This window comes from Candidatus Ruminimicrobiellum ovillum, assembly GCF_002392975.1.
In the GTDB taxonomy this organism is placed as follows: Bacteria; Elusimicrobiota; Endomicrobiia; order Endomicrobiales; family Endomicrobiaceae; genus Ruminimicrobiellum; species Ruminimicrobiellum ovillum.
Genome location: NZ_DGIC01000002.1, coordinates 225059 through 250639 on the forward strand (window position 1 = coordinate 225059; position 25581 = coordinate 250639).

A 25581-nucleotide genomic window follows, 5' to 3' on the forward strand; every position below is an offset into this window, starting at 1 on the left:
TTGACAAATAAATACCGGAGAAAAGAAAATTAATAATATTTGGATACTGTTAAAAAAAAGTTTAACTATATATCTTGTACCGTGTTTTATTGTAAGTCTTTTGTTTAACCGAATGACGGTATTAAACGAATATCTTTTATGGATTTTGTTTTTTTATATAATCGTTATAAGTTTAAATTATTACAAGAATAATCTTTTTATTCTTTGTGCGGACAGATTTTTTTTAATACTTTTGTCTTTAATGATATTCTTAAGCAATGAAACAACAATCGGAGATGTTTTTCCGAATATACTTCTTTTAATCTTTTTAGTAACAGCCGTATATATAATCGCTTTTTTCTTTTATAAAAAACACGGTAAGCCTTTTATTTTGAATTTTTCAAAACTCGGCAGTTTTACGGAGTTAATGTTAGTGGTTTTTGTATTGCTTTTCGGAATTCAAAATTATGTTGTTATAAATGTTTTATTTTTTGCAATGTGTGATATAGTGTATAAAATTGTAATATTAACGATAACCTTTCATTTAAAGAAAAAATTTAGTATTCAATAGAAAGTGCAAATAATATAAAAGTCGATATATAGCAAAGAATTGTAAAGCAAAACCAAGAAAAAAAACGTCTGTAAGTTTTAAATTTCAGTAAATGAACAAAAAGAATATAAAATTGAGTGATAATCTTTGATAAAATATAAGACAAAAAAATAATTAATAAAAACAAAATAAAAGAATCAATAAAAAAATTACCGATAATACCCACCAAAAAAATTTGTTGGCTTATAAAATAAACCAAAATCATACAAAATATGAATTGAATTATAAAAAACAGATATTTGTGTTTATAAAACATGGTTGTTAATTTATAATGCTCCTTTTAATTCTTTTAATGCATCATCATTGCCCGAATAAGCCGCAATTTTTAAATGCTCTTCCGCTTTTTCGGGTTCGTTAATTTTTTTGTAGGCTATTCCCGTAAAAAAATTAATATTTTGTTCGTTAGGTTCTATTTTTAATGCTTTTTTGTACCACTCAATAGCCGTAGCATATTCATTATTCTCAAAATATAAATTTCCTATTTGATAGTAGGGATAAATGTAATCGGGGCTTATTTCTATTGCTTTTTTATAATATTCTTCGGATTTTTCAAAGTTACTTTCTTCTTTGTATATTTCCGCAATATTATAATATGCGGATATATAATTTTTATTTTCTTTTAACGCTTTTTCATAATATTTTGTGGCTTCTTCGAATCTTCTTTGCTTAAAATATGTATTTGCTATAAATCCGTAAAATTCACCGGAATTATCAATGTCTTCCATAGAAGCTTTTTTGTACCATTGTCTTGCAAATTCAAATTGTCTTTTTTGCTCGTAAATGGAGCCCAGCAATTTATATGAATCTTTGTTTCTCGAATCCAATACGATACTTTTTTGTAAATATTCTATAGAAGTTCTAAAATCTTTTTTACCTGTATCGTTAACTGTTTTTAAGTAGTTGGAATATGCAAGTAAATAATACATCTCGCAAGAGGGAGGGAGTTCTTTTTCCATTTTAGATAATAAGTCAACGGCTTTTTGGTAATATCCCGTTCTGATTAATGCCGTTGCCGCATTTATATAAACTTTTTCGTCGGGTACAGACATAGAAATAAGTTTTTTGTAGTATCTTAATGATTGAATATATTCTTCATTATTAAAATAGTGAGTAGCTTTATGAATAAATCCGTCAATCGTATATTTCTTGTTTTGTTGTTCATAATATACTGTGCATAAAGAGATAAATATAACAGTTATAACTATACTAAAAATAAAATTTCTTTTTATCAACATAAATCTAATTTTATAAAATAAATATGCTTGATACAAATTCAAAAAAAATGTATAATGAATTCCATTATTTATTTATAGTATATGGAGAGATGGCCGAGTTGGTTTATGGCACTAGTCTTGAAAACTAGCGTAGGGTTTCCTTACCGGGGGTTCGAATCCCTCTCTCTCCGCCAAGGAAGTTTCAATTCTTAAATTTAAATCATTTTACAGATATGAAAACGATTGTTTTGTTGTGCTTTTCAAATATTTTTATGACTTTCGCATGGTATTGGCACTTAAAATTTGACAATATAAAGCTGTGGAAGTTGGTTCTTATTTGTTGGGCGATAGCTTTTTTGGAATATTGTTTTATGGTTCCTGCCAACAGAATAGGATATGGTCAGTTTAATGCCGCACAATTAAAGACAATACAAGAAGTAATATCGTTGGTAGTTTTTTCTTTCTTTTCCGTTTTATATTTGCATGAATCTATGAAATGGAATTATATTGTCGGTTTTGTTTTTATAGTTCTTGCCGTATTTTTTATATTTCATAAATGGTGATAAATGTTTCTGCCTACAACTAAAGAAGAAATAAATAAACTGCATTGGGAAAAGCCGGATATAATACTTATATCGGGAGATGTATACATTGACAGTCCTTTTAACGGAAGTGCCGTTATAGGTAACTGGTTAACATTGCACGGATTTAAAGTCGCGATAATTGCTCAACCTGATGTAAACAGTGATGATATAGCAAGATTAGGGGAACCTTCTTTATATTGGGCGGTAAGTGCCGGTGCAATGGACTCTTTGGTTGCAAATTATACGGCTACCGAAAAATTCAGAAATGAAGACGATTTAACTCCCGGCGGAATAAACAACAAAAGACCGGACAGAGCTTGTATGGTTTATACAAACCTTATAAGAAGATATTTTAAAAATACAAAGCCTATAGTTTTAGGCGGAATTGAAGCAAGTTTAAGACGAGTAGTGCATTATGATATAAAAGATAAAAAATTGAGAAGATCTTTAATATTTGATGCCAAAGCCGATATTCTGGCTTACGGTATGGCAGAAAAAACTATGCTTGAATTATCATATGCTTTAAGAGACAATAAAGATTATCACGACATAAAAGGTTTGTGCTATATATCAAAGACACCTAAAGAAAGTTATATAAATATACCGTCATATGAAGAATGTGTTCAAGATAAATCTTTATTTAGAGAAATGTTTAAAGCTTTTTATGTAAATTCCGCTTATGTTAATTCTAAAGGTTTAAATCAAAAACATGATATAAGATATTTAATTCATAACCCGCCGCAACCGCAATTGACACAAGAAGAATTAGATAAAATTTATGATATGGATTTTACAAGGGAAGTTCATCCGTATTATGCAAAACAAGGCAATGTGAAAGCTCAGGAAACAATAAAGTTTTCCGTAGTATCTCACAGAGGATGTTGCGGTGAGTGCAACTTTTGTGCGATTGCCGTTCATCAGGGGAAATCCGTAATATCAAGAAGTAAAGAATCTATAATAAAAGAAATTAATAAACTGGTTCAAAAACCCGATTTTAAAGGTTATATTTCCGATATAGGCGGACCTACCGGAAATATGTATAAAATATCATGCAAAGTGCACGGAACTACAGGTAATTGTAAAAATAAAAGATGCTTATATCCTAAAGTTTGTGAAAATATTGTTTTTTCTCATGATAAGCAAGTAGATTTATTATCGGAAGTTGCTAAAAACAATAAAATAAAAAAAGTTTTTGTGTCTTCAGGTATAAGACACGATTTGATAATGGCAGATAAACAAAACGGCAAGAGATATTTGGAATACCTTTCTAAAAACAATATATCCGGACAATTAAAAATTGCTCCGGAACATACATCAGATAATGTATTGGAAAGTATGGGAAAACCCAAACAGACGATATTTTTGGATTTTATGAATGAATTTAACAGAATAAATCAACCGTTAGATCAATTTTTAACATGTTATTTTATGGTAGATCATCCCGGTTGCAGTTTGTATGATACCGAAGATTTGTTGTTGTTTATAAATCAAAACTTAAAATTTCGTCCCGAACAGGTTCAAGTTTTTACTCCGACACCGTCAACCTTTTCTACGCTTATGTATTATACCGAACAGGATTTGAACGGTAATGATATTTTTGTTGAAAAAGACAGAAATGCAAGAATGAAACAGAAACTTATAATAACTCAATCCTTGAGTAGACATAATACCGATTCACACGGCTTTCATTACAAAAAGAAATTCGGTTCAAGAAGAAGCTATTATACAAGATTTAAGAAAAAATAAAAAAATGTCGGGTGATTTATGGTGATTTCTCCCGCAGGATTTGTGACCATAACACCCGACATATTTATTTATAGACCATCAACTACTTTTTGTCAATGCTTTTATTAAAATCCGTCGGTTCATAGATTATAGGTTTTACAGGCTTTACAGGTTTAGGGCGAGGCTTTATATAGTTGTTATATTGCTCGGCAGTTAAAACGGATTTTAATTCTATTTTTGTATTTATATCCAAATCCAACAATTCTTTAGATATGTTTGATATTTCGTTTGATAACTTGGTTATGGCATTTGTATCGATATTTTCTTTGTTAAATTCTTCGTTTAGTAATCTTTCTTTCTCTCTTAACTGTTGTGTAAGATTACATTCTTTTTCTTTTTTTGTATCAAGAATTTTTATGAATTTTTCTTTTTGTTCATCCGATAAACCTAACCTTTTTGCCAACATATCATATTTTGTTTTAGGTTTGAAAAGTTTATTGTATTGTTCGGAAGTTAAAATCTTTCTCATACCTTCTTTTTTAGCCACTTTCAAATCTATTATTTTTGAAGATATTGATTTTATTTCTTTAGATATGTTTTTGACTTCTTTTGAACTGTATTTTTCTTTAAAAAGTTCATTATTTAAATCTTTTATTTTTGCCTGACATTTTGTTTTAAGTTCAATTATTTCTTTCTTTGTGGAGTCTTTAAGTGTCTTCAAGTCTTCTTTTTGTTTGTCCGTAAGATTTAATTTTTCAAATTTGTTTTCCCATGGTTTTTTGTTGAAGAACTTTTTTTGCCCCACGAATTTTTGATCACAAGGTTCACATTCCGACTGATCGATATCTGCATCACAGGCATTCATTATTTCATCATCAACAAATTCTCTTTGCTGAGGTTGCGGGGGAATAAAACAACCTTTATTCTTGTCTTTAGGCTGCATTGCAAATGTTGAAGCTGTTAAACTTAACATCATTACCAAACTTAACAACATTGTACTTTTTTTCATAATAATCTCCTTTTACTGCAAAAATTTCGTATACAATATTTTGACTGTTATTTTTTGAAAATGTTACAGTGTGTGAAATAATTGATTTTGGATTATATAATCGAGATGATACTTTATTTTGCTCTGTTCGCCCTGAAGAGGAGTTGAACCTCCAACCTTATCCTTAGGACGGATCTGCTCTATCCAGTTGAGCTATCAGGGCACTTAACGACAATTTACAATTAACAATTTAAAACAAAAATTGCAAAGCAATTTTTTACCGACATTATACATTGTACATTATAAATTATAAATTAATACTGTACTATCGAGGAGTATGGTATATCTTTTAATTTGTCTTTGCCGTTTAAAAATGTTAATTCTATAACAAAAGCACATGCAGCAACATTTGCATTCATTTTTCTTATTAATTCTACGGCTGCATAAGATGTTCCGCCGGTAGCAAGCAAATCATCTACTATAAGAACATTATCTTTCTCATTGACGGCATCAATATGCATTTCTATTGTAGAATTGCCGTATTCCAAACTATAAGTTGTAGAAACGGTTTTGTAAGGTAATTTACCTTTTTTTCTTATAGGAACGAAAGGAACATTTAATTTCTGTGCTATTGATATACCGAAAATAAAACCTCTCGATTCCAATCCTGCAACTTTTGTTATATTCTTATTTTTGTATTGTTCAACAATATTATCAATTATGCCGTTGTATATCGACATATCCGAAAGAAGAGGTGTAATATCTTTAAATATTACGCCTTTTACTGGAAAATCCGGAATATCTCTTACGGCTTTAACAATAGCCTCTTTTATTTCCATGCCTTTCTCCTGTCGTTACGTCTTCTTTCTTTTGAATTTTCCGTATTATGTTGTCTCCTGTCCGGCAGAGTTCCTCTTTGATCCAAAACCAATGTGTCTATTGTTTTCGGATCGGCATATTTCAATCTTAAAAAAATACTTTTTAATCTTTGAAAAGCTTTCATTTCTATTTGTCTTACTCTTTCTCTTGATAAATTGAATTTTTTACCTATTTCATCTAAAGAATAAGTGGGGGTATTGTTTATCCCGAATCTCATTTTAAGAACTTCCGCTTCTCTTTCGGGAAGACAATCTATTGCCTTTTGAACATTTTGTGCATTTCTTATAATTTCGGTTATCGCTTCCGGCGTTTTGGTTAAAGTATCTTTGATGTTGTCTTTTTTCAAAGTGTCCGAATCGTCACTCATGGCAACATCAAGGGAAGAAATGTTATCAACCGAATAAATGGTTGAGTTTATTTCTTCAGCCTGCTCAATCGGAATTTTTATTTTTTTTGCTATTTCTTTTACGGTCGGTTCTTTGTTTAATTTCGCCATCAATGTACTTCTCATCTTTTTCCATTTGTTGATAATATCATACATATAAGACGGTATTCTTATTGTCTTTGAGTTGTCTTCAATTGATTTTCTTATGAATTGTTCTATCCAATATGTTGCATATGTAGAAAATCTTATATTCTTTGACGGTTCGAATTTTTCAACGGCTTTCATTAAACCTATGTTCCCGTCAGAGATTAAATCCATTAAATCCACGCCTCTTTTTGTGAATCTTTTTGCTATAGGTATAACTAAACAATAATTTAACTCAACCAATCTTTTTATTGCTTTTTTATTACCTTTTTTTGCTTTTATCCAAAGATTATCAATTTCTTCTTTTGTCGCAGGTTTTACTGTCTTTAATTGCTTAAAATAAGCCTGTAATAAATCGTCTGACATTTTTTATAATCCTTAATTTAGATTACAACTGTTTTATACATTTATTGTTTTCATCGACAAAAACAAATTTTGCTTTTATCGGTCTATCCGATAATTCAAACCCCATTATGATAATAATTTCACCTTTCTTTATCAAATGAGCCGCAGCTCCGTTCATGCAAATCGTTCCCGAACCGGCTTTCCCGGGGATAACATATGTTTCAAGTCTTGCTCCGGAAGTGTTACTTACGACCAAAACTTTTTCACCGACCCATAATCCGGCTTTATCTATTAAATCGGAATCTATAGTAATGCTACCTTGATATTCAAGGTTAGCTTCGGTTACGGTTGCTCTAAATATTTTAGAACTTAATACAAATCTCATTTTCTCAACGTCTCCAAATACTTATTTTGAATTTTTTTCGGCTTCTTCTTGGCAATTTTTACAATATCTTACCCAAGGTATTGCTTCGAGTCTTGCTTGAGGAATTTTTTCTCCGCAACATTCACATGCACCGAAAGAACCTTTTTCTATTTTAGCTAAAGCATTATCTATATCCTGCATCATTCTTTTATCTATTCCGCCGAGTTCAAACTGCATTTCTCTTTCCGTACTTTGTGTAGCGGTATCTATTTCATCTCCGCCGGTTTCAATTTCTGTTTCATTAATTTTTTTTGAATTAAGCTTGTTCGTTATGGATGCTTTTTTCTGAGTAAGGGCTTTTTTAAATTGAGATAACAACTTTTTGTTCATTTTTAATCTCCATAATATATTTTTAATTTGCAAATACTTTTACCATTTTTAAAACATCGCCTTCCTGACCGCTGATTCTTATACCTTTAGATGCCATTTCTACCAAATAATCACAAATTTCTTTTGAAATTCTCTCGCCGGGGATAACAACAGGTATTCCCGGAGGATAAGGTGTTAATACTTGAGCGGAAACATGTCCTACCGATTTTGCCAAAGGAATCTTTTTTATATCGTGAGATAAAAATACTTCTCTCGGTGTCATAACCATTTCGGTAGCAAGAGAAGGAATTTTTAAAATCCAATTTTTTTGAGTTCCTTTATATTTTTTACTTATTTCTTTTAATGCACTGACAAGTTTTTGAACATCTTCCATATCGGAACCGATACCCATAATTGCAATTAAGTTAAATGTATCGGAACAATCAACTTGAATATTGTATTTTTTTGCAAGAATTTCGTCTACTTCATATCCGGAAAGGCCGGTCTTTGTAACATTTATGGTAAGTTTTGTTAAATCCAAATCAAAATTTCTGTCTTTTATATCTGCTTTTGTTAAACATCTCATATTGGAAATCTTTTCATTTATTTCTTTTCTCGCCCATTCCGCAGCTTCAATAACTTTATCGAACATTTCTTTTCCGTGCAAAACCGCTTGTCTTCTTGCTAAATCTATACTTGCAAGAGTTAAATATTGCGGACTTGTTGTTTGTAACATTGAAACGATTTTTTTAACTCTGTTAATATCAACAAGTTTTGAATTATGATGAAGAACGGAACCTTGAGAAAGTGCAGAAAGAATTTTATGCGTGGATTGAACACATAAATCCGCGCCGGCATCTACTGCAGACATCGGCAACTTGTCATTAAATTTTAAATGCGGTCCGTGTGCTTCGTCCACGAGAAGAATTTTACCTTTTCTGTGACATAAATCCGCAATTTTTTTAACTTCTGTTGCAACACCGTTATATGTGGGACTCGTAAGAAACACGGCTCTTGCTTCAGGATACATTTCAAGAGCTTGTTTTATTTCTTCATACGTTGAATTAAAAATAATGTCCAAATTTTGATCTATTGTCGGTTGTAACCAAATAGGCCAAACACCGGAAAGTATAATTCCGCCCATTATGGATTTATGTGAACTTCTTGAAACTATAATGGAATCTCCGGGATCGCATGCGGATAAAAACATTGCAATATTTCCTACGGAAGTTCCGTTAACCAAGAACAAAGAATGTTTTACTCCGTAAGCTTGAGCCATTAATTCTTCGGCTTTTTTTATCGGACCTACAGGATCATGAAGAGAGTCTACTTCGTCGAATACTGTTACATCAAATTTATAAAGACCGTCTCCGGTCACTTCTTTCAATACGGGATCTATTCCTTTTCCGTTTTTATGTCCCGGTGTATGAAAAGAAGTAACATTTCTTTTTGCATGCCCTAAAAGTGTGTCAAAAATTGGTACTTTATTTTGTTTGTCCATAGCTGTCCTTTTAATATACAATATTTTTAATACTAAATAAACTTTTTAGAAGGTGTATTTTCCAATACGGCCGTTGATAATCCGTTTTTGCCCAACAACTCAATAAACGGATCCGGATCCAATTCTTCCACATTCACCATAGTTTTCACATCCCATGTACCGTTAGCTATAAGCATAGCGGCAACTACCGGCGGAACTCCGGCGGTATAACTTATTGCTTGAGCTTCAACTTCGTTATAACAATCTTTGTGATCACAAATATTATAAATAAATAATTCTTTATTCTTTTTATCTTTTTTACCTTTAATCAAACAACCTATACATGTTTTGCCGGTATAGTTAGGTGCCAAAGTTTTTGGGTTAGGAAGACAGGCTTTAACAACTTTTAAAGGAACAACTTCCAAACCTTCCGCTGTTTTTACCGGCTTTTCGGAAAGAAGACCTATCTTTTTTAATACGGTAAATACATTTATATAATGATCGCTGAATCCCATCCAAAATCTTATGGATTTTGCTTTAATATTTTTTGAAAGTGAATGAAGCTCGTCGTGTCCTGTTAAATATACGGGCTGTTCTCCTACTACGGGAAAATCATAAACGAGTTTGTCCGCATGAACGGGTTTTTGTACCCACTGATTATCTATCCATGTCCAAACTTTATGAAATTCTCTGAAATTTATTTCAGGATCGAAATTTGTAGCAAAATATTTTCCGTGACTTCCGGCATTTACATCCATAATATCTATTGTTGCTATTTTATCGAAATGATGTTTTACCGCCAATGCACAATAAGCATTTACCACACCTGGATCAAATCCGCAACCGAGTATTGCGGTAACTTTCTTTTCCGTACATCTGTCTTTTCTTTTCCATTCATAATTTGCATACCAGGGGGGATTTTCACAAACTTTTTTAGGATCTTCGTGAATGGCGGTATCGATATACGCCGAACCTGTTTGAATACAGGCTTCCAAAATCGACATATTGCAAAATGCACTTGCAACATTTATAACTATAGAAATATTTAATTGCTTTATTAAATCTATTAATGCGGGAACATCAAAAACGTCTATCTGCTTTGATGAAAATTCGTTATCGGGATTTTTATAATTTTTCTTTTTCTTAATACTGTCTAAAATTGCATCACAACTCTTTAAAGTTCTCGATGCTATATACATTTTACCGAATACATCATTGTTTTGTGCCAATTTATGACAAACTACATGTGCAACGGCTCCGGCCCCAATAACTAAAACATTTCTTTTCATTTCAAGCAGTGCCTCCTCAAGATAAATTACCGATAAAATCTTTATATGTAAAACTTTTTACCAATTCTTTTTTTCCGTTAAGTCTTTTTACTACTATGGACGGCATCGGTACTCCGTTAAACCAATTCATTTTTACCATACTGTATCCGGCAGCATCTTCAAATACTATTTTGTCACCGATCTTTAACGGTTTCGTAAATTTATAAGTTCCGAAAATATCACCCGCCAAACAAGTTCTTCCGGCAACAATATATTCATACTTTGCATTTTTTTGTTTAGCCATTTTTGCCGGAGTATGATAAGTTAACAAATCCAACATATGTGCTTCCGTGGAAGAATCTATTACAGCAATATTTTTACCGTTATGTGTAATATCCAAAACGGATGTAACGAGTTTCGCACTCATTGTTATAGAAGATTCGCCCGGTTCCAAATAAATTTGTACATTATATTTTTTTGAAAAATCTCTTAATATTTTACAAAATTTTTCAATATTATAACCAGCCTTTGTAAAATAAATTCCGCCACCGAAACTTACCCATTCGACTTTTTCCAACATCTTTGAATAATTCTTGCCGATATAATTTAAAGATTGTTCCAAATTATCCGCATCTTCATTCTCGCAATTAAAATGGAACATAAGTCCGTTTATTTTATCTAAGTTATCTAATATATCTTTTTTGTTTATTACTCCCAAACGGGAATTCTTTCTTGCGGGGTCAGCCAAATCGAAATGGCTGTAACTTATTTTAGGGTTAACTCTTATTCCCAAATTTTTATTTTTTACTAACGGATAAAATCTTTTTAGTTGAGATATTGAATTGAAAATTATTTTGTCGGCAAACTTTTTTAATTCCAAAATTTCTTCTTTCGGATAAGCAACGGAATATGCATGAACTTCTTTACCGAATTTTTCATAACCGAGTTTGGCTTCATATAAAGCACTGCTTGTTGTTCCGTCCATATATTTCGACATCAAATCAAAAACACACCAAGTGGAAAAACATTTCAATGCCAACACGAATTTTGCACCGGACTGCTCTCTTATAAAAGCAATCTTTTTCATGTTTTCCAATAATTTTTTTTCTTCAATAAAATAGTAAGGTGTTTTTAATTTCATTTTACTTTTCCGTATTGATAAAATTATCAAGTTGAATAAGTTTATAAAATATGCAAAAAAAATGCAACGAAAATATAAATTTGTAAAGCATAAAAAAAGTGGTTGATTTTTATGGTATATGCTATAATAATAAGTAGTATAATGTGAAAAGGAGGAATAAATGCATATATTAAAAAAATATAAAGGTTTTACTCTCGTAGAATTGGTAATAGTAATAGTTATAGTGGGAATATTGTCCGTAATATCTGTTCCCATATATCGCGGATATGTTCAAAAAGCAAAAATGACCGAAGGACAAATTCTTGTAAACGGATTGGTTAAAGCTCAACTTGCTTATCATACGAAACATGGTTATTTTTATGATTGCGGCGGTTATGTTAATTCTGATAAAAATATTGATATGGATGCAAGAGGTAATAAATATTTTACTGAGTTTGATTGTTGGGTTAACGGAGATAGTGGAGATGCCCCAGCAGAAGCTTCAAAAACTTTAGAAAAAGTAAATAAAACAACGTTTTCCGGTGGTTCTTGGGGAAACGATGGTAATGATAATGTATTGGTCATAGCCAAATATATTGATAATAATGGACAGATTTATACAGTGTCTACAAAAGTATATGCTAATGGGTCAAAGACAGAAATGGTTACTTCTTCTGGATCAGAGTATCCCAGTGGGTATGATGATGGTGGTGGACCAATAGATGGTCCAATCGGTGAGGGTGGAGGACCTACAATATATTTGAAATAATTATATAATACAGTGTTGAAAAGAGCTTGCATTTCTTGCAGGCTCTTTTTTTGTTAAAAATATTTTTAATATGTTATTTAAATTTTGTATAATAACAACAATTTATAAAAAAATAAGGAGCAAAATATGTCAACAATTGATAAACTTAAAGAAGATTTAAAAACTTATATGAAAGCAAAAGATATGGTTAGTTTGAACACCGTCAGGGGAATACTTAACGAGATAAACATAAGAGAAATGAAAAATATTAAAATAAACGAAGAAGAAATTATAAAAGTTCTTAGAAGTGAAGCTAAAAAAAGAAAAGAATCTATTGAAACTTTTGAAAAAGCAGGGAGAGCGGATTTAACCGAAAAAGAAGCTAAAGAACTTAAAATAATAGAAGGCTATTTACCAGCTGAAATTTCCGACGAAGAATTAACGGCTAAACTTAAAGAAGTTGTTGCTTCTTGCGAAGATAAAAGTTTCGGCGTTGTAATGAAGGCTTCCATTGCGGCTCTTAAAGGTGCTGCAGACGGTAAAAGAATATCCGCAATTTTGAAACAAATTCTGTAACGACAATGTATAATGTATAATTTACAATGTACAGTTGATGTGTTTGTTTGCATTTGTTAAAAAAAAACTTTACAATTTTTACCGACATTATACATTGTACATTGTACATTATAAATTTGAATAAAATTTTTCATAAGATTGTTTTATTATTAAGTAAGTAATTGAATTTATAGTAGAGAAGAAGAAAGGATGTAATTGATTATGTTATTTGCACAGATTTTTGCAGTTATAATTTTTCTTGCAATGTTCACACTGATAATTACCGAAAAATTCGAAAGGCAGTGGGTTACACTTGTTTGCGGCGGTTTAACATTGCTTTTTGTTTTTGCAATAGGATTCGGATTTAGCGAAAAATCACTCACGGCAACAATTGAAACATTGAACATTAAAGATGTTTTTACTTTGGGTTTTTGGTACACAAAAAATGCACATTTAAGTTCCAAAGGAATAGATTGGGCAACAATATTCTTCATTGCCGGAATGATGGTAATGGTGGAAGGTATGGCAAGAGTCGGCTTTTTCAGATGGTTATGTATGAGACTTGCAAAAGCCGTTAATTATAAAGTAATTCCTGTCTTTATTGCTTTTATGTTATTGTCTGCAGTTCTTTCCATGTTTATAGATTCCATTACGGTTATTTTATTTTTAGCTGCGGTAACCGTTGAACTTTCGTTCCTTTTGGATTTTAATCCGATATCTATGATACTTGCTGAAATATTCTGTGCTAATTTGGGCGGATCATCCACAATGTGCGGAGATCCTCCAAATATTATCATCGGCTCAAAACTCGGTTACACTTTTATGGACTTTTTGTGTAATACCGGTATAATTGCATTAATCGGTTTAATTTTTACTTTAGCTTATTTCTATTTCGTTTGCAGAAAAGAATATGCTACAGCCGGTCAACATATCGACAGAAGAAAATTCCCGAAACCCGAATCGGCAATTACCGATAAGACGGGCTTTATTATAAGTTGTATAATCTTTGCTTGTGCGATTATACTTTTGATAACTCATGCACAAACGCATTTAAGTGTAGCGACAATCGGTGTTTTTATTGCCGTTATCACTCTTATTACAAGCGGAAAACATCTTGCGGTAATAATAAAGAGAGTGGATTATAAAACCTTGCTTTTCTTTGTGGGTCTTTTTATTGTTGTCGGCGGTCTTGAACAAACCGGCATTCTTGAACTTATCGCACGATTAATTGAAATGACTTCGGGCGGAAATCCTTATATTTTAATTGCAATTATTATATGGATAAGTGCTATAGCATCGGCATTTATAGATAATATTCCTTTTGCTGCAACTATGATACCGGTAATACAATCGCTTACCGTAACAAGCGGTATTCCTTTGGCAACAATGAGTTGGGCTCTTTCCATAGGAACAGATATCGGAGGAAGCGCAACACCTATAGGTGCAAGTGCAAATGTTGTTGGAACATCGGTTTCCGCAAAGTCCGGTCATCCTATAAGTTGGGCAAGATATTGCAAAGTTTCTGTTCCCGCGACGGTTATGGTAATAGTTATAAGTACAATTTATATATGGGTAGTATATCTATAAAAAGAATAAATTTCTTTGACGATAAAAGCTTATATCTTTGAGATATAAGCTTTTATTTCGCTATGTTGAGTTATTTTTCTAATAAAAAGTCGGCAAGTTTTGTTTCAAGTTTTCCGTTAAGGGTTTTACTTACCTTTTGCAATTTCTGTGCGATTATTTCCATTTGATCGGTCCACATAAAGTTTTTCTCGATATATTTTTGCGCATTTTCAATATTTCCGTCTATCTGTATTCTGATAATTTCCGAAAGCATTTTTTTTGCCGTCGGAACAACTTTATCTGTGTTTACAAAAATTTTGTTGTCTTCGGTTAGAATATAACCGCCGTTATCGAACATATATTTATTTTGCATAACGGTTCTTACTCTGTGTGCCTGAGACAATGCAGGCTTGGATTTAAGGAAATTGTCCGTAATAAAAGTCACTATAATTTGTTTTCTTTGTTCTTGTGTGTACATTCCGAGCTCCGTTAATAAATCTACAAAAGCAAGAGAGCCCATATCGGCTTTATTTTCTTCTATAATATTAGAATATTTACCGAGTCGTTCATTTCCTTTTTTCGGACCTAAAGAATGCAGGTTTTCGTGTCCTATTGTGAACCAATGGTCTGCTTCGTCGAGATAATATTGATGCTGATTTTTATCTAAAATTTCATCAAGCATTTTCTGCAGTTTTTCTTTATCGCTTATAAATCTTATTTGCCTGTGATAAACATTTCTTAAACCGCCTCCGATAGTTAAAGACAACTTATCGGAATTCGGCAGGTTTTCCGCTAAAGTAATACCGCCTCTATATGCTCCGCAATCACCTGCCGCATATACCATATCTACATCTACCATTGTTTGTTTTGTGTCTTGTTCCGATGCTGTATTTTGCGTATATTCGTTATTGAAAGGCATATTTTTTGCGAGAACGGGGAGAAAGTCTTTTATTCTTAAAAGAGTTTTAGTTCCTTCTTTGTTTACAATTCCTACTCTTCCGCCTAAAAAATCTTTTGGTATGGGGGAAACAGAATGTTCTTTTAAAAGAGCGGTAAGTTCTTTGTTTTCAAAAATTGTTCCCGTTAGTTCGTCTTCATAGTTTTCTCTTGTTATCGTAAATTCCAACGGTGTGTCTTGTAATGTGGCCCATTGTTTATCCGCATAAGCATCAAGCATAGGATCTGCTGTCTTTAATGCTTTTGCCTGAAGTTTTAAATATTTGTTAAATTCTTCGTTTGTGGAAACTTCACTTGCTTTTTCGAGTTCTGTGGCAATATTGAAAAAATCCTGTTTGAAATATTCGATATAATCTATTCCTTTTAATTTTTTACCGTTTCTTATAACGACGGATCTTTGAGTTAAAATGTTTTTTACTTCATTTATTTCACCGTTTTTTATCATTTGTATAAGGATTGAATGAAATTCTTCTTTAGATAAATCTTCCGGATAAACACCTTTTCCCGGAGTTTCCTGTATGCCTTTTGCAAGATTTATTTTGTTTGATAAGGAATCTATTGCGTTTATACCTTTTTGTGCATCAAAAAGAATTTTTGTAAGTTCCGCTTGTTTATTTCCTTTTTGTATTTCCTGTTCGAGAAAGTTTTTGAAATCCAAATTGTACTTGCAGTCTAACTGCATATTGATTTTTTCTATAATTTCTGCGGCTTTAACGAGATGTTTTAACGCTTGCTTATCACCGTCTTTAAGAGAAACATATTCCGGAGAATCGGCTGTTAAAAACTTCTTTGTTACCAAATACTCTTTACTTGTTCTTTTTTTTAATTCTTCCACAGAAAGATTAAATTCAAAATTCATTTTAATTGTTCCTTAAATTAATTTAATATCGGCATTATTTATACTTTAAAAGATTAAATTTTACTGCTTTAAATATTGTAATTTGAATATATTCATCTTTTTTACGGCAGTCCAGTATCGGAGAAAGTAAGTGCCTGCAAAAAGAGCTTACTTTAAATATTACATGATAAACGAAATATTTAAAACTTTTAAATTTTAGTTTAAAAAAACTTTCCGTCCTGAAAGGATTGAGCCGTTCATATTTTAAATAATATTTGTTTAAGTAAGTATAACTGTTCCACGGTTTATTGTTTGTCGAATAATGAATAATTTTAGGTGTTTTTTGTGTGTTTTTTAAAGCAAGTCTGATATCTGACGGTAACAAATGTTTTATATTAAAAGCACAGGTTTGAAAATTATAGAAAAAATCAATAATTTTAATTTTTCCTTTGAAAACGAAATTTATCGCATCTTGGTCTCCGAACATAAAGTTTCCTTTGTTTTGTTTTATGCTGTCCGTCAACTCAGGCAGAATGTTATTTTTTCTCCAATATTCCAAATTTATAAGCAAGACACCGCTGTTAACATACGGATTAAATTGTTTATAGAACCTGCCGTAAAATTTACTGTTAAATATTTGTCCTGTATCTTCCGCAGCGGCTATATAATAACCGTCCAAATTTGTTTCGAACAACTCTTTAAGACTCGATAAAACTATTGTGTCGCAGTCGAGATATATTATTTTATCAACATCTTTCAATAAATCCGCAATTAATAATCTTGAATAGCCCATTTTTGTTATATGAGGACAAAACTTATAATCCGGAAAATCGTTAAACAAATTCGTGCTTATATTAACAAAATTTATTCTGCAAGTGCTGCTGTTGAATTCTTTTAAAAGTTTGTTTTTATTGCTTTCGGAAACATCGTTTTCCAATACAAAAATATCGAAAGTGTCCGTTCTATCGGCATTCGATAAAATCGAACATAATGTGCGTGCCAAGTGGTGTATGTAATTGTTATCGGTTGAAAAACATATGTTAATTTTCATCTTTTTATTATAGCAATTATATTCTAAATTTTGTAGTATATAAAACCATAAATCAGGTATTATTTCTGTTTCAAAAAAAATGAATGTAAAAGTTTCCGTAATCATTCCGGTATATAATGTAGAAAATTATTTAAGACAATGTCTTGACAGTATTGTTGGGCAAACTTTTAAAGATTTTGAAATAATAGTTGTCAACGACTGTTCAACCGACAATTCCGGTTCTATCCTTGAAGAATATGCAAAAAAAGATGACAGATTTATAATTATCAATTTATCGGAAAACAAAGGTCAGGGAAATGCAAGAAATCAAGGTTTAAATATAGCAAAAGGTAAATATATAACTTTTATTGATTCCGACGATTGGGTTGCACCTGATTATATTGAACTTTTATATAACGAAATAAATGAAAACAATTTAGATGTCGTATGTGCTTCGGCTTTCCTTTATGACAATATAACAAAAAAGATAACAGACAGAAAAGAAGCCTCTGCCGATTTTTTAAATAACATAAAAAAAGAAAGACTTCTTGTTTTGGATAAAGATAGTTTTGTTGTTACGGTATGGGCAAAAATTTACGGTAAAAATTTTTTAAATGATAACGAAATTCGTTTTAGACTTGATAATTATCATGAAGATAATTTGTTTATTTTCGAAACAATTATAAATACAAATAAAATTAAATTTACAGATAATAAAATTTATTTTTACAGAAATAACAGAGCTAACTCTTCCATGAGTATAATCAATAAAGAATTTACATATTTTTCGTTGTTTTCCGAATTAAAAAAAATATTGATAAAATGCGGGAAATACGAACAATATAAAAAAGTTTATTATCAATACATTTCCATAATAACTTCTACAAGGTTAGAATTCCTGAATTTGAAGTTTTCCGAATCGGCTTTATATTTTGATAAGTTTAGAAAATTGTATTATACGAAAGAATTTGTTAAAAATTTCTCCGTTAAAAACATGGGCATAAATTTTAAAGTAAGATTAATATTATTTTATATGTGTTTGAAATTTAATATAAATTATGCCGTTGTCGGAAAGTTTTGCAGTTTTTCGCTGAGAAATGCAATTAAAATTTTACATCCGCAATAACGGATAAGATATAGAATTTTTTCATTGATAAGCCGACATTTTTATGTTATAATTACAAGTTATAAAAATGGTGTTTTTTAAAGAAAAACAAACTGTAAATTATAATATGAGTAAAAAACATCTCGTGCTTTCAGGAGGCAACAAAATGGCTTTTTATTTTGATGAACCGTCTCACACTTTTAATGAGTATCTTTTGGTTCCGGGATATTCCGATGAAAATTGTATTCCGGATAATGTCAGTTTAAAAACTCCGCTTGTAAAATTCAATAAAAAGAAAAAAGAAAAACCTTCTTTAAGTATGAATATTCCTATGGTTTCCGCGGTTATGCAGGCTGTTTCCGACGATAAAATGGCTATCGCTCTTGCAAAAGAAGGCGGAATAAGTTTTATTTACGGAAGTCAAAGTATAGAAAATCAAGCAGCAATGATAGCGAGAGTTAAATCTTATAAAGCAGGTTTTGTAACATCGGACTCAAATGTTCGTCCCGATCAAACATTGGAAGAAGTTATTGCTTTAAGTCAAAAAACAGGACATTCTACCTGTGCCGTTACCGAAGACGGAACAGCTCACGGCAAACTTGTAGGTATTATAACATCCAAAGATTTCAGAATTTCTCATTGTAAACCGAGTTCAAAAGTTCGCGAATATATGACACCTCTTTCCGAAATGGTAACGGGAGAAGAAGGAATTACACTTAATAAAGCAAATGATATAATTTGGGATAAAAAAATCAATCAACTGCCTATTGTTGACAAAAAAGGAAATTTGGTATCTTTGGTATTTAGAAAAGATTATGCAACACATGAATCTCATCCGTTGGAATTACTTGACTCCAACAGAAGATATATCGTCGGTGCGGGAATAAACACAAGAGATTATATGGAAAGAGTTCCCGCTTTACTTAAAGCCGGTGCGGATGTTTTCGTTTTGGATTCAAGTGAAGGATATTCTTATTGGCAGGCAAAAGCTCTTAAAGATATACACGGAAAATTCGGTAATAAAGTTAAAGTCGGTGCGGGAAATGTTGTTGATGCGGAAGGCTTTAATTTTCTTGCTAAAGCCGGTGCGGATTTTGTAAAGATAGGTATCGGCGGCGGTTCTATATGTATTACCAGAGAACAAAAAGGTATCGGAAGGGGACAGGCAACGGCAACTATAGAAGTTGCAAAAGCAAGAGATGCTTATTATAAAAAAACCGGTATATATATTCCTATTTGTTCGGACGGCGGTATCGTTCAAGATTATCATATAACCTTAGCTTTGGCTATGGGTGCCGATTTTGTGATGTTAGGCAGATATTTTGCAAGGTTTGATGAATCTCCTTCAAATAAACTTGTTGTAAACGGCAATTATGTTAAAGAATATTGGGGGGAAGGTTCAAACAGAGCAAGGAACTGGCAAAGATATGATTTGGGCGGAAAAAAATCTTTAAGTTTTGAAGAAGGAGTTGATTCTTATGTTCCTTATGCGGGACATTTACACGACGGAGTTTCTATTACACTCAGAAAAGTTACTCATACAATGTGCAATTGCGGTGCTTTATCAATTCCCGAATTACAGAAGAAAGCAAAACTTACATTGGTAAGTCAAACGACTATCAGTGAAGGTTCCGCTCACGATGTTATAGTAAAAAACACTTCAATGCAAAACTGATACGACAATTTATAATTTACAATGTATAATTGAAAAAAAACAAAATAGGCAAAAAGAAACAGGAAGATAAAATTCTTCCTGTTTCTTTTTATTCTTAAATTACTAATTGCTAATTACTAATTGTTATAAATTGCTTTCAGCAATTTATAACATTGTTTTTCTTAGTTCTTCTGCGGATTTTGCACTTAAATATGCAGGCGGAATATCAAATATCGTTCTTGCTCCTTTTTGACCTTCTTTGTTCAATTTATAAGCTGCTCTTGCAAAAGCTACAAGTACACTTGAAGTAAATTCAGGGTTAGATTCAAGTTTTATATTATATTCTATTACATGTTTTGTTGTTCCTGTTTGTCCCGTTCTTATAACACATCCTCCGTGCGGAAGTCCCGAATGGTTCTTTTTCATTTCTTCCATGCTGATAAAATGAACCGTAGTATCGTAGTCGGAAAAATAGTTTGGCATTTCTTTTATTTCTTTCTCTATTCTTGCTTTATCCGCACCTTCCGCAGCTACAACAAAACATTCTCTTGTATGTTTTTGTCTTGTTGTAAGGGTGGGATTTTCACCGTTTTTAACTGCTTTTAATGCTGCTTCAACCGGAATGGTATATTGTCTTGCATCCAATACTCCGTCTATTCTTCTTACTGCATCGGAATGCCCCTGGCTTACACCTTTACCCCAAAAAGTATAATCTTTTCCGTTGGGTAAAATAGCATTTGCATACATTCTGTTCAAAGAAAAAAGTCCCGGATCCCAACCTACGGATATTATTCCTATTTTACCTGCTTCTTTTGCGGCTTTATCTACATTGGCAAAATGTTCAGGTATTCTTGCATGTGTATCGAAACTGTCTATAACATTAAATATTTTTACATATTTCGGTGTTTGAACAGGCAAATCCGTTGCACTGCCTCCGCACAAAATTAAAACATCGATTTTATCCTTCCAATTTTCAATTTCCGAAACACTTACGACTTTTGCATTTGATTTTATTTTTAAATCCTGCGGATTTCTTCTCGTAAAAATCGCAACAAGTTCCACATCCGGATTGTGTTGAACGGCATTTTCAACACCTTTACCTAAATTACCATAACCCACAATACCCAATTTCATAATGTATCCTCTCTATATATTAAAGTTTTTTATAAAAAAAAAGACGCAAAAAAAACAACATAAAGTTTTTTTCAGCATCTTTGCCAAAAATTATATATTATTCATAATATTTATTACGATTATACTCTTTTATATTTTTAGTGTCAATAACGGATAAAAAAAGTTTTGTATATTAAACGACATATTTTTCAAAAGCACGTTTTATCTTTTTTAGTATTTTTGCCGTGTTTATATATAATGATACGTGATTTATAAAAAACTTGAATATGGCTATCGCAAATTTATCGATACAATTTGTGTATTCTTCGCTGTTACAAAACAAAAAAGTTTTTGCTGCAATAAGCATTTTTTGAATTCTTTTTTGCGGAATGTTACTGCAAATTAATGCAAAACTTAAAAATATAAAACTATATATATAAAAAACTCTAAAATAATCTCCGAAAAGATTTTCTTTATACAATGTTTTTCTTATTTCTTTTAACAGAAAAATAACATCATGCAGTATAAAATAATTGGAAGAAGTTAAAGAGTTTTTTCTGTTAACTCTATAAAAATAGATAGGCTCATTAACATATATGATTCTTGCTTTATGTATTACAAGGTCGTATAAGAACAAAGAATCTTCACGACGACGCAACCTGAAAAATAAATTGTTTTTTAATAAAAAATCTTTGTTATATATTTTGCACCACGGACTACAATTTATACTCGGTAACACTATTAAATTTTTATTGTTTTTATGTTTTGTCGTAAGAAAAGAGTATTTTCTTGTTTCGTATTGTGAAGTTTTATTATTATATACATAATAAGAGCCGGAAAAAGCATCGCATTTAAATTTTTCTATATTATTAAATAAAAATTCTATATAATCTTTTCTAATCCAGTCGTCTGAGTCTACAAAAGTTATATACGGACTTTTTGCTTTTTTTATTCCCAAGTTTCTTGAATTCGATAAACCGCAATTATCGGTAACATTAATTAAAACAATTCTGTTATCTTTTTGTTGATATTCTTTTATAACAGATAAAGAATTGTCTGTAGATGCATCGTTAACAACTATTATTTCTATGTCCCGAAAAGTTTGATTTATAACGCTATCGAGACATTGACTTAAATATTGTTCGGTATTGTATACCGGTATTATTATTGAAACTTTTGTCATATTATAATTTTACGGCTTAATTTTCTGTTGTAAAAGCCATATCTTCATTATTAATTTTTCGGGTAATATTTTTGACAGTAACCTGCAAAAGTTTACATATATTCCGTAAACAGAAATATCTTTATTTTTATAAGCATCTTTTAATGCTTTTTTTGCAACGACATCCGGTGTAACCATATGAGAAAACTTTGTAGTCCCTTTCACGGCATTTATACACCCTCTGTCATACAAGCTTGTCTTTATCCATCCCGGACAAACGGCGGTTACGGTTATACCTTTTTCTTTAAGTTCTATATTTAGTGCTCTTGAGTAGTTTTTAACGAAAGATTTTGTTGAACTATATATGTTCTGATAAGGAAGCGGTTGAAAAGATGCTTGTGATGCTATATTTATGATATGAGAATCTTTACTCATAAACGGAATACAAACTAATCCCATTGCAACTACACCCGACACATTTAAATTAATCATATTTAAAGACTCGTCTATTGAAATATCGTCATAAGAACAAAATTTAGCAAACCCCGCATTGTTAATTAGTAATTTAATATTTATATCTTCTTTTTCTAAATATTTGCCGAAAGTTTTAATGTTGTTAATATCAGATAAATCTGTTACATAAGGAATAATCTTATCACCGTAATCTTGTCTCAATTTATCCAATTTATCTTTGCTTCTTGCAAGAATAAATATTTCATCGAAATTCTTATCGTCAATCAAAAGTTTTACGAATTCTTTGCCGAGCCCGCTGCTTGCACCGGTAACTATTGCTATATTTTTCATAAATTAAATTCCTTTTGTTTTGATAGAAATTATTATACTACAACAAATATATAAAAACAACAGACAAATTAAGTTTTTTATACTTAAAAAAAGTATAATAGATAATATAAATAAATTTTCGGATATATTTATGGCAGATAAAAAAGATATTGTTTTATATTTTTCACCTCATCAAGACGATGAATTATTAACAATGGGTGTTGATATTTGTAAAACATGTTTATTACCAAATAAAGAGGTTCATATCGTTTTATGTACCGATGGTTCAAAATCGCCGGCAAGACAAAGATTAAACAGTAATAAAATATGTCAAATACATCATCAAATTCATAATTATAATTTATCCGAAGAAGAATTTATAAAGGCAAGAGATTGTGAATTCATTGCAAGTTGTACTGCTATGGGAATTCCGTTAGAGAATATTCATATATATGAGAAAAGAGCCGTTGATGGATCTTTGTCTGTCGAATATGCCAAAGAAATTATTAAACATTTTGTATCCATATACGGTAAAGATGTTGAAATTCGAACAATTGCTCCTTTTAGATTCGGAAGGTATCAACATGAAGACCATTATAATCTCGGTTTAGCCGCAAAGGCTTTACTAAAGGAAAGATTTTTTAAAAAATCAAAATTTTTTATAGAATCATATCATTACCCTAAAGGAAAAAGGAAATTTGTTCTTAGTTTGTTTTTTAACATGCAAAAGGAAGAAATATCTGACGAGATAAGAAGTAAAATTGAAAGAGTTATACAACAGTCATATACTTGTTGGAAACCCGAGGAAAAAAGATATGCCATAGGTTATCATTGTGTAACCGATATTTTTGAGTATTATAAAAATAATATAGCATCATATTCTATTAAATCAAGACTAATAAAATGAAAACAGAACCAAAAATAACAATAATAATACCCGTATATAATACGGAACAATATTTAAGGCAGTGTTTGGATAGCATTGTTAATCAAATATTTAAAGAATTCGAGTGTATATGTATAAACGATTGCTCAACGGATAATTCTTATGATATCCTTGAAGAATATGCTGAAAAAGACGATAGATTTGTAATTATTAATTTGATGGAAAACAAAGGACAAGGAAATGCAAGAAATGAAGGTATAAAAATAGCCGGGGGTAAATATATAACATTTGTAGATTCAGATGATTGGGTTGCAAGTGATTATTTAGATATTTTACATAAAGCAATAGAAAAATACGATACTGATTTTGTTGTCGCAAAATTTTCTTTGTTTGACAATACAACTCATAAATTCAGTGATATGCCGGTTTACATTAAAAAAACTTTTTACAACAGAATAATTTATGAAAAAGAAAACAAAAATATATTTTTAGAAAAGCTTGGTATGCAGTTATCTACCGTATGTGCAAATATATTTAAAAAAGATTTTATATTTAATAACAAGATGTCATTTAATGTATCAATTAAAATGGAAGATACTTTGTTTATGTGGGAAGCGATTATAATTGCACATAAATTTATTTTAATAAAAAATGCAATTTACTATTATAGAAGGAACTTGAAAAACTCTGCAAATTCTTCTCTCACAATTGAGGATATAATTAAATATAATGAGCAACTTATTCTACTAAACAAAAACAAATTAAAAAAATATCTCCCAAATTGTTATACACATATTTTAATTGAGTATGCGAGAGATATTGAAAAACTTCCTTTTGAAGAATCAAAAAGAATGTTTGTTTTAATTAAAAAGTTTATTTTTATTGATGAATGTATTTTGAATTATAATATTTTAAATTTAAGAGATAAAATAAGACTGTTTATTTTTGAAACTTGCTTAAAATATAATATAAATTATTGCTTTATAGGAAAACTGCACAGAAATTTTAATCCGATAAGACTTTTTATAAAAAATCAGAATTAATTCGTTAAACTTTTAGCCGACCAGCCGTAATCTTTATATTTTGTTGCCGGAATATTGTGTTTTTTTACATATGTTGCAAGAACTTCCGCTCTATGTTTTTCTCTTCTTTCAGCATCACTGTTAACAGCATGAAAGGCTGTGTATCTTTCACCGAAGATTCTTTTAGCACTTGGTAAGTTTCTTGATCCGTCTTCCGCTTGATCAAAAGCTGTTACCTCATATCCGGTATCCGTTTGTTTGATATGCATAAGTCCCGGATGGCTTCCTCCGGATACGGTTTCAAGTGTATCACCTCCCAAATTGTAGTTGAATACCCAAAAATCACCCCAAACAAGAATATCATCGGAATTTCGTTCATCTACAGATATAACTGTTTGAAAAGGAACACAATATTGCCCTTCGAGATATTTGCTGCCGCACTCATTTATCAAATATCGTTCAATGGCGGGGAAATAAGTCGTTTCTTTTTCTTCTTCCTGTATTGATGAAATATTTTTTGTTTCAGAACTTTCGACAACCGAATTTATGTTTTGTTTTTCAATGTTTGCTTGATTGTTCTGACAGGAAACAAATGTTAATGCAACAATAACCGCAACGGCAATAATGTTTTTTTTCATAAAATTTCTCCTAAATGTTAGCACTTATTATACATAAAACAAAGAGATTTTTTTATATGGAGATTAAAAT

General features: G+C 31.0%; 24 protein-coding genes and 2 tRNA genes. 10 read left to right on the forward strand and 16 right to left on the reverse strand.

Features of this window, described 5'->3' with window-relative positions; all coding sequences use genetic code 11:
• Positions 1–855 precede the first annotated feature (855 nt).
• The gene (locus B2Y85_RS01005; RefSeq protein ID WP_372518611.1) at positions 856–1824 is read right to left on the reverse strand and encodes a tetratricopeptide repeat protein; all 969 of its coding nucleotides are present in this window, start codon (positions 1822–1824) and stop codon (positions 856–858) included.
• A gap of 83 nt (positions 1825–1907) precedes the next feature.
• On the opposite strand from B2Y85_RS01005, the gene B2Y85_RS01010 reads away from it, so the two are divergent.
• The 3 genes from B2Y85_RS01010 to B2Y85_RS01020 all read left to right on the forward strand — a co-directional run bounded on the left by B2Y85_RS01010 (position 1908) and on the right by B2Y85_RS01020 (position 4133).
• Positions 1908–1997 (forward strand) — tRNA-Ser (locus tag B2Y85_RS01010).
• Positions 1998–2036: 39 nt separating this feature from the next.
• Positions 2037–2366 carry a DMT family protein gene (locus tag B2Y85_RS01015; protein ID WP_372518612.1) on the forward strand — a complete coding sequence of 110 codons (330 nt, stop codon included), beginning with the start codon at positions 2037–2039 and terminating at the stop codon, positions 2364–2366.
• A gap of 3 nt (positions 2367–2369) precedes the next feature.
• On the forward strand, positions 2370–4133 hold the full coding sequence (locus B2Y85_RS01020; RefSeq protein WP_372518613.1) for a YgiQ family radical SAM protein: 1764 nt from the start codon (positions 2370–2372) through the stop codon (positions 4131–4133).
• 82 nt (positions 4134–4215) lie between these two features.
• Here B2Y85_RS01020 and B2Y85_RS01025 read toward each other — a convergent pair whose 3' ends face one another.
• The 9 genes from B2Y85_RS01025 to nspC form a co-directional block, all read right to left on the reverse strand.
• A complete protein-coding gene (locus B2Y85_RS01025; protein WP_372518614.1) occupies positions 4216–5121 on the reverse strand; it encodes a Spy/CpxP family protein refolding chaperone in 906 nt (301 codons plus the stop codon).
• Between the two features lie 128 nt (positions 5122–5249).
• A tRNA-Arg gene (locus tag B2Y85_RS01030) sits at positions 5250–5323 on the reverse strand.
• A gap of 91 nt (positions 5324–5414) precedes the next feature.
• On the reverse strand, positions 5415–5939 hold the full coding sequence (locus B2Y85_RS01035) for an adenine phosphoribosyltransferase (protein ID WP_372518615.1): 525 nt from the start codon (positions 5937–5939) through the stop codon (positions 5415–5417).
• Entirely contained in the window at positions 5930–6874 is a 945-nt protein-coding gene (locus tag B2Y85_RS01040; RefSeq protein ID WP_372518616.1) for a sigma-70 family RNA polymerase sigma factor, read from the reverse strand. The genes B2Y85_RS01035 and B2Y85_RS01040 overlap by 10 nt, the downstream gene beginning before the upstream one ends.
• 22 nt (positions 6875–6896) lie before the next feature.
• Positions 6897–7238, reverse strand: a complete 342-nt coding sequence (panD, locus tag B2Y85_RS01045; protein ID WP_372518617.1) for an aspartate 1-decarboxylase — start codon at positions 7236–7238, stop codon at positions 6897–6899.
• A 21-nt stretch (positions 7239–7259) separates the two neighbouring features.
• The gene (locus tag B2Y85_RS01050) at positions 7260–7607 is read right to left on the reverse strand and encodes a TraR/DksA family transcriptional regulator (protein WP_372518618.1); all 348 of its coding nucleotides are present in this window, start codon (positions 7605–7607) and stop codon (positions 7260–7262) included.
• 22 nt (positions 7608–7629) lie between these two features.
• Complete coding sequence (locus tag B2Y85_RS01055; protein WP_372518619.1) at positions 7630–9087, reverse strand: aminotransferase class I/II-fold pyridoxal phosphate-dependent enzyme; 1458 nt, start codon at positions 9085–9087, stop codon at positions 7630–7632.
• A gap of 32 nt (positions 9088–9119) precedes the next feature.
• Entirely contained in the window at positions 9120–10355 is a 1236-nt protein-coding gene (locus B2Y85_RS01060) for a saccharopine dehydrogenase family protein (protein WP_372518620.1), read from the reverse strand.
• A gap of 16 nt (positions 10356–10371) precedes the next feature.
• On the reverse strand, positions 10372–11475 hold the full coding sequence (gene nspC, locus B2Y85_RS01065) for a carboxynorspermidine decarboxylase (RefSeq protein ID WP_372518621.1): 1104 nt from the start codon (positions 11473–11475) through the stop codon (positions 10372–10374).
• Between the two features lie 160 nt (positions 11476–11635).
• Between nspC and B2Y85_RS01070 the strand changes: the two genes are divergently transcribed.
• The 3 genes from B2Y85_RS01070 to B2Y85_RS01080 all read left to right on the forward strand — a co-directional run bounded on the left by B2Y85_RS01070 (position 11636) and on the right by B2Y85_RS01080 (position 14344).
• Positions 11636–12223, forward strand: a complete 588-nt coding sequence (locus B2Y85_RS01070) for a prepilin-type N-terminal cleavage/methylation domain-containing protein (protein ID WP_372518622.1) — start codon at positions 11636–11638, stop codon at positions 12221–12223.
• 126 nt (positions 12224–12349) lie between these two features.
• Positions 12350–12778, forward strand: a complete 429-nt coding sequence (locus B2Y85_RS01075) for a GatB/YqeY domain-containing protein (protein ID WP_372518623.1) — start codon at positions 12350–12352, stop codon at positions 12776–12778.
• A gap of 201 nt (positions 12779–12979) precedes the next feature.
• On the forward strand, positions 12980–14344 hold the full coding sequence (locus tag B2Y85_RS01080; RefSeq protein ID WP_372518624.1) for an SLC13 family permease: 1365 nt from the start codon (positions 12980–12982) through the stop codon (positions 14342–14344).
• Between the two features lie 70 nt (positions 14345–14414).
• On the opposite strand, the gene B2Y85_RS01085 is transcribed toward B2Y85_RS01080, so the two are convergent.
• Both B2Y85_RS01085 and B2Y85_RS01090 read right to left on the reverse strand, forming a co-directional pair.
• Positions 14415–16139 carry a hypothetical protein gene (locus B2Y85_RS01085; RefSeq protein WP_372518625.1) on the reverse strand — a complete coding sequence of 575 codons (1725 nt, stop codon included), beginning with the start codon at positions 16137–16139 and terminating at the stop codon, positions 14415–14417.
• Between the two features lie 34 nt (positions 16140–16173).
• Positions 16174–17169 (reverse strand): glycosyltransferase family 8 protein, encoded by a 996-nt coding sequence (locus B2Y85_RS01090; protein ID WP_372518626.1) that lies wholly within the window; start codon positions 17167–17169, stop codon positions 16174–16176.
• Between the two features lie 79 nt (positions 17170–17248).
• Here B2Y85_RS01090 and B2Y85_RS01095 point away from each other — a divergent pair, with 79 nt between their 5' ends.
• Entirely contained in the window at positions 17249–18274 is a 1026-nt protein-coding gene (locus B2Y85_RS01095) for a glycosyltransferase family 2 protein (RefSeq protein WP_372518627.1), read from the forward strand.
• Between the two features lie 145 nt (positions 18275–18419).
• Positions 18420–19928, forward strand: coding sequence for an IMP dehydrogenase (locus B2Y85_RS01100; protein WP_372518628.1), 1509 nt, complete (start codon positions 18420–18422; stop codon positions 19926–19928).
• Between the two features lie 144 nt (positions 19929–20072).
• On the opposite strand, the gene B2Y85_RS01105 is transcribed toward B2Y85_RS01100, so the two are convergent.
• From B2Y85_RS01105 to B2Y85_RS01115, 3 genes are all read right to left on the reverse strand, one after another.
• A complete protein-coding gene (locus B2Y85_RS01105) occupies positions 20073–21041 on the reverse strand; it encodes a diaminopimelate dehydrogenase (protein ID WP_372518629.1) in 969 nt (322 codons plus the stop codon).
• A 172-nt stretch (positions 21042–21213) separates the two neighbouring features.
• Positions 21214–22203, reverse strand: a complete 990-nt coding sequence (locus tag B2Y85_RS01110; protein ID WP_372518630.1) for a glycosyltransferase family 2 protein — start codon at positions 22201–22203, stop codon at positions 21214–21216.
• A 9-nt stretch (positions 22204–22212) separates the two neighbouring features.
• The gene (locus tag B2Y85_RS01115; protein WP_372518631.1) at positions 22213–22986 is read right to left on the reverse strand and encodes an SDR family NAD(P)-dependent oxidoreductase; all 774 of its coding nucleotides are present in this window, start codon (positions 22984–22986) and stop codon (positions 22213–22215) included.
• Positions 22987–23116: 130 nt separating this feature from the next.
• Here B2Y85_RS01115 and B2Y85_RS01120 point away from each other — a divergent pair, with 130 nt between their 5' ends.
• The gene (locus B2Y85_RS01120) at positions 23117–23872 is read left to right on the forward strand and encodes a PIG-L family deacetylase (RefSeq protein ID WP_372518632.1); all 756 of its coding nucleotides are present in this window, start codon (positions 23117–23119) and stop codon (positions 23870–23872) included.
• Positions 23869–24894: a glycosyltransferase family 2 protein gene (locus B2Y85_RS01125; protein ID WP_372518633.1), complete on the forward strand. Its 1026-nt coding sequence runs from the start codon at positions 23869–23871 to the stop codon at positions 24892–24894. Before B2Y85_RS01120 ends, B2Y85_RS01125 begins: the two co-directional genes overlap by 4 nt.
• Here B2Y85_RS01125 and B2Y85_RS01130 read toward each other — a convergent pair.
• The gene (locus B2Y85_RS01130) at positions 24891–25511 is read right to left on the reverse strand and encodes a hypothetical protein (RefSeq protein ID WP_372518634.1); all 621 of its coding nucleotides are present in this window, start codon (positions 25509–25511) and stop codon (positions 24891–24893) included. The two genes, B2Y85_RS01125 and B2Y85_RS01130, sit on opposite strands and share 4 nt — an antisense overlap.
• Between the last annotated feature and the right edge of the window lie 70 nt (positions 25512–25581).